This window comes from Gammaproteobacteria bacterium (assembly GCA_016712635.1).
In the GTDB taxonomy this organism is placed as follows: Bacteria; Pseudomonadota; Gammaproteobacteria; order SZUA-140; family SZUA-140; genus JADJWH01.
The window spans coordinates 201,627-212,746 of record JADJQS010000008.1 but is presented as its reverse complement, the minus strand read 5'-3'; the positions used below and the strand labels follow the sequence as shown (position 1 = coordinate 212,746).

General features: G+C 66.5%; 14 protein-coding genes, 1 tRNA gene and 1 pseudogene. 4 read left to right on the top strand and 12 right to left on the bottom strand.

Annotation, left to right across the window (positions count from 1 at the left end):
* On the bottom strand, window positions 1–517 hold a 517-nt coding region (locus tag IPK65_11910), incomplete at its 3' end, for a hypothetical protein (GenBank protein ID MBK8163806.1).
* Window positions 518–531: 14 nt separating this feature from the next.
* Complete coding sequence (locus tag IPK65_11905) at window positions 532–804, bottom strand: hypothetical protein (GenBank protein MBK8163805.1); 273 nt, start codon at window positions 802–804, stop codon at window positions 532–534.
* A 566-nt stretch (window positions 805–1,370) separates the two neighbouring features.
* On the opposite strand from IPK65_11905, the gene IPK65_11900 reads away from it, so the two are divergent.
* The 4 genes from IPK65_11900 (at window position 1,371) to IPK65_11885 (ending at window position 4,177) form a co-directional block, all read left to right on the top strand.
* On the top strand, window positions 1,371–1,586 hold the full coding sequence (locus tag IPK65_11900; protein MBK8163804.1) for a hypothetical protein: 216 nt from the start codon (window positions 1,371–1,373) through the stop codon (window positions 1,584–1,586).
* Entirely contained in the window at window positions 1,583–2,290 is a 708-nt protein-coding gene (locus IPK65_11895) for a hypothetical protein (GenBank protein ID MBK8163803.1), read from the top strand. Before IPK65_11900 ends, IPK65_11895 begins: the two co-directional genes overlap by 4 nt.
* Window positions 2,287–2,601 carry a hypothetical protein gene (locus IPK65_11890; GenBank protein ID MBK8163802.1) on the top strand — a complete coding sequence of 105 codons (315 nt, stop codon included), beginning with the start codon at window positions 2,287–2,289 and terminating at the stop codon, window positions 2,599–2,601. The genes IPK65_11895 and IPK65_11890 overlap by 4 nt, the downstream gene beginning before the upstream one ends.
* A gap of 193 nt (window positions 2,602–2,794) precedes the next feature.
* Window positions 2,795–4,177 carry an HD domain-containing protein gene (locus tag IPK65_11885; protein MBK8163801.1) on the top strand — a complete coding sequence of 461 codons (1,383 nt, stop codon included), beginning with the start codon at window positions 2,795–2,797 and terminating at the stop codon, window positions 4,175–4,177.
* 6 nt (window positions 4,178–4,183) lie between these two features.
* Here the strand turns inward: IPK65_11885 and IPK65_11880 are convergent.
* From IPK65_11880 to ybgC, 10 genes and pseudogenes are all read right to left on the bottom strand, one after another.
* Window positions 4,184–4,259, bottom strand: a tRNA-Lys gene (locus IPK65_11880).
* A gap of 133 nt (window positions 4,260–4,392) precedes the next feature.
* Window positions 4,393–5,083 (bottom strand): annotated as a pseudogene (queC, locus tag IPK65_11875) (7-cyano-7-deazaguanine synthase QueC).
* Between the two features lie 2 nt (window positions 5,084–5,085).
* Window positions 5,086–5,754 carry a 7-carboxy-7-deazaguanine synthase QueE gene (queE, locus tag IPK65_11870; GenBank protein MBK8163800.1) on the bottom strand — a complete coding sequence of 223 codons (669 nt, stop codon included), beginning with the start codon at window positions 5,752–5,754 and terminating at the stop codon, window positions 5,086–5,088.
* A gap of 127 nt (window positions 5,755–5,881) precedes the next feature.
* Complete coding sequence (ybgF, locus tag IPK65_11865; protein MBK8163799.1) at window positions 5,882–6,721, bottom strand: tol-pal system protein YbgF; 840 nt, start codon at window positions 6,719–6,721, stop codon at window positions 5,882–5,884.
* Between the two features lie 20 nt (window positions 6,722–6,741).
* Window positions 6,742–7,275: a peptidoglycan-associated lipoprotein Pal gene (gene pal / locus IPK65_11860; GenBank protein MBK8163798.1), complete on the bottom strand. Its 534-nt coding sequence runs from the start codon at window positions 7,273–7,275 to the stop codon at window positions 6,742–6,744.
* Between the two features lie 60 nt (window positions 7,276–7,335).
* The gene (gene tolB, locus IPK65_11855) at window positions 7,336–8,628 is read right to left on the bottom strand and encodes a Tol-Pal system beta propeller repeat protein TolB (protein MBK8163797.1); all 1,293 of its coding nucleotides are present in this window, start codon (window positions 8,626–8,628) and stop codon (window positions 7,336–7,338) included.
* 2 nt (window positions 8,629–8,630) lie between these two features.
* A complete protein-coding gene (gene tolA / locus IPK65_11850) occupies window positions 8,631–9,518 on the bottom strand; it encodes a cell envelope integrity protein TolA (GenBank protein ID MBK8163796.1) in 888 nt (295 codons plus the stop codon).
* 4 nt (window positions 9,519–9,522) lie between these two features.
* On the bottom strand, window positions 9,523–9,954 hold the full coding sequence (gene tolR / locus IPK65_11845; protein MBK8163795.1) for a protein TolR: 432 nt from the start codon (window positions 9,952–9,954) through the stop codon (window positions 9,523–9,525).
* On the bottom strand, window positions 9,954–10,673 hold the full coding sequence (gene tolQ, locus IPK65_11840; protein ID MBK8163794.1) for a protein TolQ: 720 nt from the start codon (window positions 10,671–10,673) through the stop codon (window positions 9,954–9,956). Before tolQ ends, tolR begins: the two co-directional genes overlap by 1 nt.
* Complete coding sequence (gene ybgC / locus IPK65_11835; protein MBK8163793.1) at window positions 10,663–11,115, bottom strand: tol-pal system-associated acyl-CoA thioesterase; 453 nt, start codon at window positions 11,113–11,115, stop codon at window positions 10,663–10,665. Before ybgC ends, tolQ begins: the two co-directional genes overlap by 11 nt.
* Window positions 11,116–11,120: the final 5 nt, after the last annotated feature.

The window sequence follows — 11,120 nt, the reverse complement described above, 5'->3', positions numbered from 1 at the left end:
CAGAACACACATGCCGCTCTCGCTCCAGATTATGTTCCCGCCCGAGGAAGGTAGCGTAGTCCTCGTCGTAGATGGCAAGGAACTGGTCGATCTTCCCGAGCGACTGGATCCGTTGCTCGTTCTTCTTCTTTCTTCCCAGCATGCTCCGACCCGGTGAAACGGTGAGGACGTCGGTATTAATATCAGCCGGGACGGGCCCGGCCAAGCGACCGGCGCTGCGGCCTGGAAACGGCTGATTTTCACGGGAATCCCCGCCGCTTTCCAGGCCGGGAAACGGCAGGGCGTAACACTTATGCCGTATTGCCCCGGCGGTGAAAAAGCGGCCGATCACTGGCATCCGTCCGTTCCGGGCGGGGAGCTTTTTCCACGGACACCGCGCCATTGACGGAACGATCTTTTCCGCGGGGTGAGCTGAAGCTGTCCTGGCCCATGGCCCCGCTCCGGCCGAAGCATCTTTTACCCTGGCGCGATTCATCATCCAACGGCCGGACGGAATGAACCGGTCCGGATTTTCCATCGCACCCGTTTTCCCTATCGCGCGATGGCGGTGCGGAAGAAACCGAAAAGGCCGCCGCGCGTGCCTGGTACCGCGCTGGGCGCGCCTGCCCAGGACAGGCTGCTGGACCTGCGCATCTGCGACTCGGCCTGCGCATCGAAGGATCGCCGCTGGACCCGCGCATCCGGCAGCTCTACCGCGAGCTCGAGCAGCGCGGCTTGCTCTTCCGGCCGCTTCTGGCTGTCGGACGAGTGGTACTGCCCGGACGGCGTGCCGCCCGGCGCGCCATCCCGTTCTACCTCGCCCACTCGCGGCTGCGTCCTGGAACACGGAGGCGCTCTGGAGGTGGGAGGGCGGCACGCCCGAGTGGTGCATGCGCCCTGCTGCGCCAAGAGACCGCACGCCCTGCTGAACGCCTACCGGCTGGACGAGCGGCGCGACTGGAGGGCCACTCGGCCGCCCCAACGCGGCTATCCCGACACCTACCTGCCCAAGCCCCTAGCAAGCGCTTCGTGCACGACCTGCCTTCCACTGGTATGCGCGGGCACATGCCCACGAGGACTGGGCGGATACCTTCGCCGTCTGGCGGCCCTGAGTCGGACTGGCGGCGGCGCTACCGCTACTGGCCGGCCTGGAAACCCGAGTACGTCGACGCGCTGATGCGCGAGAGACGTCCGCGCCCAGCGCCCCCGGCTCAGCAACCGCCGCGAGGACCGCCCGACGGACCGGATACGCATGACCCTGCGCGGGCACTACGCCGCCAAGGTCGCCCGCTACGGCTCGGACGGCCCGGAGTTTTCCGACCGCGACCTGCTGAAGATGTTCTCCGGCCGATCCGGCGCACGCCCGTAACGAACAAAGGCCTCGCGCATACATGCGCCGCGCGGCGCGATATCATCGACATCGTCGAGCGCTGGACGGCGGAGTACAGTTACCGCATCAGCGAGGTGCTGAGGGGGCATGGAGCGGCGCTGCGACGAACCCGGCCTGCGCGTCGCGCGCGGAGCAGGAGATGAAGCCGGAGGCGGCGCTGCTCCCCTCGGTCGTACTGCAGAAATTCTACAGCGGCGGGTTCCGCATCTACCTATGAGCAATAAAAAACTGCGGGTCATGATGCTGACGCACTTCGACCTGGTGCCGCCGGACGACCCGGACCGGAACGATCCGCGCATGCCCGGGTACCAGACCGAACACGACGTCCGCCAGGCGCTGCTCACACTCGGGCACGAGGCGCGCATCGTCGGCGTCGGCGACGACCTGACGCCGGTGAGGAACGCCATCGACGAGTGGAAGCCGCACATCGCGTTCAACCTGCTGGAGGGTTCGCGGGCAATGTCGCGCTGGACTACATCGTCAGCTACCTGGGATGCTCTAGCTGCCCTACACCGGCTGCAACCCGCGCGGGCTGCTGCTGTCGCGCGACAAGGCGCTTTCCAAGAAACTGTTGAGCCACCACCGCGTCCCGGTGCCTTATTCCGGCACCTTCCGCGGGGGATCGTTACGGCGCGCGGGGCGCGACCCGCCCCCTTTCCGATGCTGGTGAAGCAGTTGCAGCAGGGTTCGTTCGGCATCTCCCAGGCCTCGGTGGTCGACGACGCCGACGAGCTCATCCACCGTGTCGTGCAGGTGCAGGAGATGAGCGGCGGAGACGTCATCGCTGAGCAGTTCATCGAAGGACGCGAGCTCTACGCCACGGTGATCGGCAACAACCGGCTGCAGGTGGCTGCGCTGGTCGCGAGCTGGTGTTCGGCGACCAGGGACGAAGGCGGCCGCGCATCGCCACCTACAAGGTGAAGTGGGACGAGAAATACCGCGAGCGCCACGGCATCGACTACCAGTTCGTGCGCACCCCTGCCCGCCGGCATGACCGAGGGCAATCCCGAAGCTGTGCCGGCATCTACCGCACCCTCGACCTCAGCGGTTACGCGCATCGACCTGCGCCTGAACCAGGACGGCAAAGGTCTACGTGCTCGACGTCAACGCCAACGCCGCCCTGTCCAGCACCGAAGAGATGGCCCCTGTCCGCCGAGAAGGCCGGCATGACCTATGCGCAGTTCATCCAGCGGCTGCTCAATCTCGGCCTGAGCGCGTTTAAAAACCGTTAGCCGCCGGCTGCAGATGCGGCCCTGCAGCCCCGCATCCGCCGTTTCGTTGCTTGCCGTTGCATGCGGCGATTCCCACCGCGGCTATTACACCGTATATCCCTTTGTTTTCTGATGAAAATGCGCGGCTGCATGGCGTGCTACTTGTCAGCTGGTTGCGATTCTTCAGACATAGGCTCGCGGCGAGGAAGGGATTATGACCGCCCGCATCACAGGAAGACTGATTCATGCGCAGGAGCACATCCTGCTTTCCGAAGTGATCGGCGCCCTCAGCTATGCGCTAGACCTGACGGAGGGACAGCCGCCAGGCCATTGTCTGCGCAGTTGCTGGATCGGCGTCCACGTCGGCAAGACGCTCGGACTGGACACCGAGCACCTGTGGGACCTCTATTACACCCTGCTGCTGAAGGACGCGGGCTGCAGCAGCAACGCCGCCCGCCTGTGCGAACTCTACGGCTATGACGACCACACCACCAAGCGTGACTTCAAGCTCGTCGATTCGCAGCGGCTGGTCGAGATCACGAGCTTCGTGCTCCGGCACACTGCGCTCGGCAAGCAACTGGGCGAGCGCATCCGCCACATCATGCATCTCGCGAAACACGGCGAACAGCTCGCGACCGAACTCATCATGACGCGGTGCGAGCGCGGGGCGGAGATCGCGCAGCAACTCGGCTTCAACGACCGGATCGCCAACGGCATCCGCTGCCTCGACGAACACTGGAACGGCAAGGGGCGGCCCTTCCGCATCAGCGGCGCGGCGATCCCGCTCAACTCGCGCATCGCCCTGTTGTCGCAGGTGGCCGACGTGTTCCATTCGATCGGCGGGCCGCAGCGGGCGCTGGCGGAGGTGGCGGGCCGCAGCCACACCTGGTTCGATCCTGAGGTCGTGCGCGCCTTCGAGAGTGCCGGACGGTTTGGCGCGCTTTGGGAGACCCTGAAATCACCTGAGCTCGAGGCGCGGGTCGCAGACCTGGAACCGGCCTCGAAGGGCATGATCGTCGACGACGACTATCTCGACGCCATCTCCTCGGCGTTCGGCCGCGTGGTCGACGCCAAAAGCCCCTACACCTATGGTCACAGCACACGCGTCGCGGAATACTCCAGCCTGATCGCCCAGCACCTCGGACTGTCGCCCGAGCGCCGGCGCTGGCTGCGCCGCGGTGCCTTCCTGCACGACCTTGGAAAACTCGGCGTGAGCAACTCCATCCTCGACAAGCCGTCCGGGCTGACCGCGGAGGAATGGTCCGCGGTAAAACGCCACCCCCAGCACACCGAAGAGATACTGATGCGCCTGAGCCCCTTCGCGGAACTGGCTCTGGTCGCAGGCGCCCACCACGAACGCCTCGACGGCAAGGGCTATCCCCGCGGCCTGCCCGCCGATCAGATCAGGCTCGAGACGCGCATTATCACCCTGTGCGACATCTTCGATGCGCTCACCGCCGACCGCCCCTATCGCGCGGCTATTCCGGTTGAGGAATCCATCGAGATCATGCAGCGACAGCGCGGCATCGCCATCGACAACGACTGCCTTGACGCGCTCCTGCACGCGGTTCCCACGATCGGGTTACTGAAAGACTGAGATGTTTGGTGGGCCGTCCGCGGCTCGAACGCGGGACCAACGGATTAAAAGTCCGGTGCTCTACCAACTGAGCTAACGGCCCAATGCGGTAATCTGATTTGCTGCTGGATTGTTCGACCCGGGCCAGTGTCTTACCCGCGGCCCGGCGGAATGGGCCATTTTAGCCGCAAAACTCCCCCCGCGCCAATCCAAATCCCGGCGGAATTCCCGCCGTATCAGCGATAGCGCGTCGGGTCCGGGACGCCGGCGGCGCGGAAACCCTCGGCGCGCAGGCGGCAGGAGTCGCAGCGCCCGCAGGCGCGGCCGTGCGGGTCCGCCTGGTAGCACGACACCGTGAGCGCATAGTCCACGCCGAGGCGCAGGCCCTCGCGGACGATGTCGCCCTTGCCGAGCTCGATCAGCGGGGCGTGGATGCGGAAATGCCCGCCCTCGGCCCCGGCCCTGGTCGCGAGGTTCGCCGTCTTCTCGAAGGCCGCGATGAACTCGGGCCTACAATCGGGATAGCCGGAATAGTCCACCGCATTGACACCGATGAAGATGTCGCACGCGCCGAGCACCTCGGCCCAGGCGAGCGCGAGCGAGGAACACGGTGTTGCGCGCGGGCACGTAGGTGACCGGGATGCCCGCGCTCGGCGCCTCCGGCACCGCGATGTTCGTGTCGGTGAGCGCCGAGCCGCCGAGGTCGCCGAGACCGGACAGGCTCATGACGCGCAGCTCGACCGCGCCCAGCGCGTCGGCGACCCGCGCGGCGGCGATGGTCTCGGCGCCGTGGCGCTGGCCGTAGGAGAAGCAGAGCGCGTGGCAGGCGAAGCCGCGTTCGTGCGCGAGCGCGAGCAGGGTCGCGGAGTCGAGCCCGCCGGAGAGCAGCACGACGGCGCGCGGGCGGGCGGGGGTCGCCGCGTTCATGCTCAGCGCCCCCGCGCCTCGCCCCACAGGATCTTGTGGAGCTGCACCTGCAGTCGCACCGGCAGGCCGTCGGCGAGGATCCACTCCGCGAGCTGCGCCGGATCCTGGCGGCCCCAGGCCGGTGACAGCAGCAGCTCGCATTTCGCGGCGAGGCCGTGGCTTGCGATCATCTGCCGCGTCCAGTCGTAATCGGCGCGGTCGCAGATCACGAACTTGATCTGGTCGCGCGGCGTCAGGTGCGCGAGGTTCTCGAGGCGGTTCTTCGCGGACTCACCCGAGCCCGGCGTCTTGAGGTCCAGCACCTTCACAACGCGCGGATCGACCGCGGCGACGTCGAGCGCGCCGCCGGTCTCGAGCGAGACCTCGTAGCCCGCGTCGCACAGCGCCGCCAGCAGCACGTGGCAGTCCTTCTGCGCCAGCGGCTCGCCGCCGGTGACGGTGACGTAGCGCGCCGGATGGCGGCGCACCGCGGCCAGCACGTCGCCGATCGTCATGGTCTCGCCGCCGGTGAAGGCATAGGCGGTGTCGCAGTAGTCGCAGCGCAACGGGCAGCCGGTCAGGCGCACGAACACCGTCGGCAGTCCCACCGTGCGCGACTCGCCCTGCAGCGAGAAGAAGATCTCGGTGATGCGCAGGGTTTTCTCGGCGGATTGTGCGGTCAAGGCATTCATGCGGGCACGGGACTGCGTACGGATGGGGATATGTTATCACTCCCGCCTGTGGTGAGGCGTGAGGGGTGAGGCGCATGGCGGCAGAAAGAGGTTACCCCCTCACCCCTCACGCCTTACACCTTACACCTTACCGTGTATTGATCCGCTGCAGCCGGTTGCGCGCGAGCTGCGCGGCGGTGCTCTTGGGGTACTTGTCGATGATGGCGTTGAGCGTGGCGCCGGCCTGGTCGTACTGGCCGAGCTCGTACTGGCTGTAGCCGAGCTTGAGCATGGCGTCCGGCACCTTGCCGCTGTCGGGGTAGAGTCTGGCCACCTTCTCGAACTCGGCGACCGCCTCCGGGTAACGCTTCATGACGTAGTTGGCCTCGCCCAGCCAGTACTGCGCATTGGCGGCGTACTGGCTCTCCGGATAGCGTGTGAGGAAATCCTGCAGGGAGGTGATCGATTCCTGGTTGCGCCCGGCGCGCAGGGTGTCCACGGCCTGCTGGTAGGCGGCCTGTTCTCCCGCCGAGGCGGCGGTGCCGGCGGACTCCGGCGCGTCCGGTGCCGGCGCGGACGGCGTTGCGGACGCCTGCATATCGGCGAGCTGCGTCTCGAGCTGGCGCAGGCGGCGGTCGAAGTCGAGATAGATCTCACGCTGGCGCTGTTCCACGCCCTGCATGTGGTGGGTCTGTTCCTCGACAGTGCCGCGCAGCTCCTGCACCTGCTGTGTCAGGGCATCGAGGCGGGTGTACATGTCGACGAGGGTCTGGTTGTCGAGCTGGCGTTCGATGCGAGCGACGCGATCTTCCAGGCTCTGAGGTCGTGGTGCGGACCCGGCGCCTGCCGGGCCCTGCACGGATGGTGAACCCGAAGACGTGACGGGCCGGGATTCAACGATGGGCGGCAGCGCGGAGGCCGCGCGCGCGTTGACCGTGATCAGCGTTAACGCGGCCGCCGTGGCGACCGCCCATGTTGCGCGTCCCATACCCTAAGTCGCGGGATGGATCAGCGGTAGACGATCTCGACGCGGCGGTTCAGGCCCCAGGACTGCTCGTCGTGGCCCATTGCGACCGGGCGTTCCTCGCCGTAGCTTACCGTTTCGACCTGGCTGCTGCCGGCGCCCTGCAGCGTCAGCACGTTCTTGACCGCGATGGCACGGCGCTCACCGAGGCCGATGTTGTATTCGCGCGAGCCGCGCTCGTCCGCATGACCCTCGAGGGTGACGCTGACGTTGGCGTTCTGGCCCAGGTAGGCGGCGTGCGCCTGCACGATGTCGCGGAACTCGGGCCGGATGTCGGCCTTGTCGAAATCGAAGTAGATGACGCGCTTCGACAGCAGGCTGTTCGGGTCGTTGAGCGGGTTCATCTGCGTGCCGCCGGAGCCGTCCGCGCCCATGCTCTGGGCGCCGCCGCCCGACGTCATCGGCTGCGTCTGCGCGCCGGTGTCCGATGACGCGGCCTGCTCATCCGGCGTCGAGGCGCAGGCGGCAAGCAAGGTCAGCGGAAGTATTGCAAAAGTCAACTTGGTAAAACATTTCATGATGGTCTCCTTAGTGTCTTTTCTTGGTCCCGATGTTCAAATTGCCAAAACGCCCATTACTCACCTTACATAGGGTGACCAGGCGGGTTCGCGTGCCTGTCCTTCCTGCAGTATCAGCCGCTGGCGCACGCGGCCATCGACCGACACTGCGGATAAGAATCCTCTGTCCTTCTCCTTGGTCGCATAGATGACCATGCTACCATTGGGTGCAAAACTTGGCGACTCGTCGAGTTGCGAATTCGTCAGCACCTGCATGTTTCCGTTCGCGAGTTCGATCGTCGCGATGCTGAACTGGTTGCCCGTCCCGTGCACGAACGCCATGTATTTCCCGTTCGGGGAGAGCGCGGGCCGCGAGTTGTACTTGCCCTCGAAGGTCAGCCGCGTGGTCTCGCCGGAACCCACCGCCACCCGGTAGATCTGCGGCGCGCCGCCCCGATCGGAGGTAAATATTATCGCAGCCCCGTCGGGGGTCCAAACCGGCTCGGTGTCGATGGCGAAGTTGTTGGTCAGGCGGCGCAGCTGCTTGGCGGCCAGGTCGAGCACGTAGATCTCGGGATTGCCGTCCTTGGACAGCACGAGCGCCAATTTTCTGCCGTCCGGCGACCAGGACGGCGCATTGTTCAGCCCCTTGGCGAAGGAGATGATCTCGCGCCGCCCGGTATTGATGTCCTGGGCGTAGATCGCCGCTGCCCCGGTCTCGAACGAGACATAGGCCAGGCGGTTGCCGTCCGGCGACCACGAGGGCGACATCAGGGGCTGGGCGGACTTCAGGATCGGGCGCGCATTGAAGCCGTCGGAATCCGCCACCTGCAGGGAATACTTGCGCTTGCCCGCCTCCAGGATCTCCGACACGAAGGCGATGCGCGTCGCAAACGCCCCCGGCTCGCCGATCAGGGTCTCGTAGATCATGTCGGCGATCTGGTGTGCGGTCCAGCGCAGCTTCGCGCGGTCGGAGTTGACGGTGTAGCCGGCGAGCTGGGTCTGCCTGACGACGTCGAGCAGCTGGAACTGCACCATGTAGCCGTCGGCCTGGGGGGTCACCCGCCCCACCACCAGGTTGTCCATACCGACCATGCGCCAGTCGCGGTAATTGACCTGCGCGGCCTCGGTCGGGCGCGACACCATGTCCTTGACCGCGAGCGGGGAGAAGCGCCCGCTGCGCTGCAGGTCGGCGGAGATGATTCCGGCGACATCCACCGGCAGCGGCTCCGCGCCGGTCCAGGAGAACGGCACGATCGCGATCGGCAGCGCGCCGGCGGCGCCCTGCGTGATCTCGATGGTCAATACGGCCTGCGCGTTCATGGTGCACGAAAGGCAGGCGATGAGGGCAAGTGTCCTGAGCAATGGCTGCATGATTAACCCTGGGGGTTGAAGACAAACTCCAGTTCACGGAAACGGTCGAACAGCGGATCGCTGGCCGACGGCACCGGCAAGGGCGAGGCCTTGCGCACGGCTGCCTCGACCGAGCTGTCGAACAGGGGGTCCCCGCTGCCGGTCACGATCTTGACATTTATGACGTCGCCGCCCGGGATAAGGTTCACCCGCACCCGGCAGCGCAGGTTCTGCCACTGCACCGGCTTGATCCAGTTGCGCTCGACCTTCTGTTTGATGATCACGACGTACTTGTCCACTTCGCTCTGTTCGCGCGCGGAACGCTCCCGCGCGGCGGCCGCCTGGCGTGCCGCCTCTTCCGCCTTCTTCGCCTCCGCGGCCTTGCGCGCCGTCTCGGTCGCCTTGCGCGCCTCTTCCGCCTTGCGGGCGTCCTCCGCCCGGCGCGCATCTTCGGCCTTGCGCGTCGCCTCCGCCTGCTGCCTGGCGGTCTCCGCCTGCTTTTTGGCCTCGGCAGCCTGTTTCTCGGCGACCTCGGCCGCCTTGCGTGCCTCTTCCTGCTCCTGCTTCAACTGGGTCAGGCGCTGCTCCTCGCGCTTGCGGGCCTCCTCGGCCTTGCGCAACTGATCGCGCTTGCGCGCCTCGTCCGCCTTCTGCTGCGCCTCGGCGCGCTTGAGCTTGTCGAGCTCCTGCTGCACCTTGGTCTCGTCGATGACGACGGCCTCGATGATATCGACCTCCGGGGCGGGTGATCCGGTCGGGGTCGGCGTCCACTCGAAGCTCATCACCAGCACGATGAAGAAGGCGACGTGCACCAGCACGGCATAGATGAGGTAGCGCGGCTGCGCGGCCAGCCCCCGCAACCATCCCCCCAGGCCGGACGCGATCTCCGCCAGCAGATTCGGTCGCTTCATCGGGTTACCGCCGCTTCGTCTCCGGCGACTCAGTCACCAGCCCGACGCTCGGCGCGCCCGCCTTCTGCAGCAGCGTCATCACCGCCACCACCGAACCGTAGTCGGCCTTGCTGTCGCCGCGCACCATCACCGGCGTCAAGGGCTTGTTGCGCAGCACCGCCGCGGTGCGCTGCACCAGCGTGTCGGCGTCGATCGGCTGATCCTCGTTGCCGCCGATGTTGAGGTAGATGCGGCCCTGCACATCGACCGAGGCGACCAGCGGCTCGGGCTGCTCGCTCTTCATCGGCTTGGCCGCCGCCTTGGGCAGCTCCACCTGCACGCCCTGGGTCAGCAGCGGGGCCGTGATCATGAAGATCACCAGCAGCACCAGCATCACATCGATGTACGGCACCACGTTGATCTCGGACATCGGACGCCGATGCACCCGGCGCAGCATCAGTCGGCCTCCTCCGTGACGACCGCGGACCTGCCGCCGCCGAGGCCGCTCGGCGTCTGGCGCTGCAGGATGGCGGTGAATTCCTCGAGGAAGTTGTCGTAGCGGTTGATCATCCGCTCCACCTCGTGAACGTAGCGGTTATAGGCGATGACGGCCGGGATGGCCGCGAACAGGCCCATGGCGGTGGCGATCAGCGCCTCGGCGATGCCGGGGGCGACCATCGCCAGCGTCGCCTGGCTCACGTTGCCGAGCGCGCGGAAGGAATTCATGATGCCCCACACCGTGCCGAACAGGCCGACGAAGGGACTGATCGAACCGACGGTGGCGAGGAACGGCAGGTGGGTCTCGAGCTTGTCCGCCTCGCGGTTGAGCGCCACGCGCATCGCGCGGCGCGTGCCGTCCAGCACCTCGGCCGTGCTCGCGCCCTTCTTCTTCAGGATGTGCAGGTAGCTGGTGAAGCCGACGTTGAAGAGCTGCTCGGCGCCCTGGATCACCTGCTTGCGCGCGGAGATCTTCTGGTGCAGCTCGGCGATGTCGCCGCCCGACCAGAAGCGGTCCTCGAACTGGTCCATGGTCAGGCGCGCGGTCTTCAGCTCGCGCCACTTGCGGAAGATCAGGGTCCAGGACGCGACCGAGGCCAGCAGCAGGAGCAGCATGATCATCTGCACCAGGAAGCTGGCGTTCGTCACCAGGTGGAACAACGACAAGTCAACCTTCACTCAGTGTCTCCGCCATCAGGTATTCCGGTATGCGCCGCGGCCGCAGCCCCGCCGCGTCCACGCACACGATCTGCACACGCGCCGTGCACAGTTCCTCCGCGCCGCCCTCCCGCACCGCCTCCGCGGCCGGCCGGCTGTCGGCGCGCACCACGCGCTGCGCGAACTCGAGGCTCGCCGCGCGGCGCGCGCGCACCTCGGCGCCGGCATACAGCTGCTCGTTGAAACGGGCCGGGCGCAGGTAGTCGATCGCCAGCGAGCGCACCGCGAAGATGATTCCCTCGCTCCTGGCCAGGACATCCTGTTCGATGCCCAGGTTCCGCAGCCATTCCGTGCGCGCACGCTCCATATATTTCAGGTAATTGGCGTAGTAAACCACGCCGCCGCTGTCGGTATCCTCGTAATACACCCGCACCGGCCAGTAAAACATGGGCGATCGCGCCATCGTCA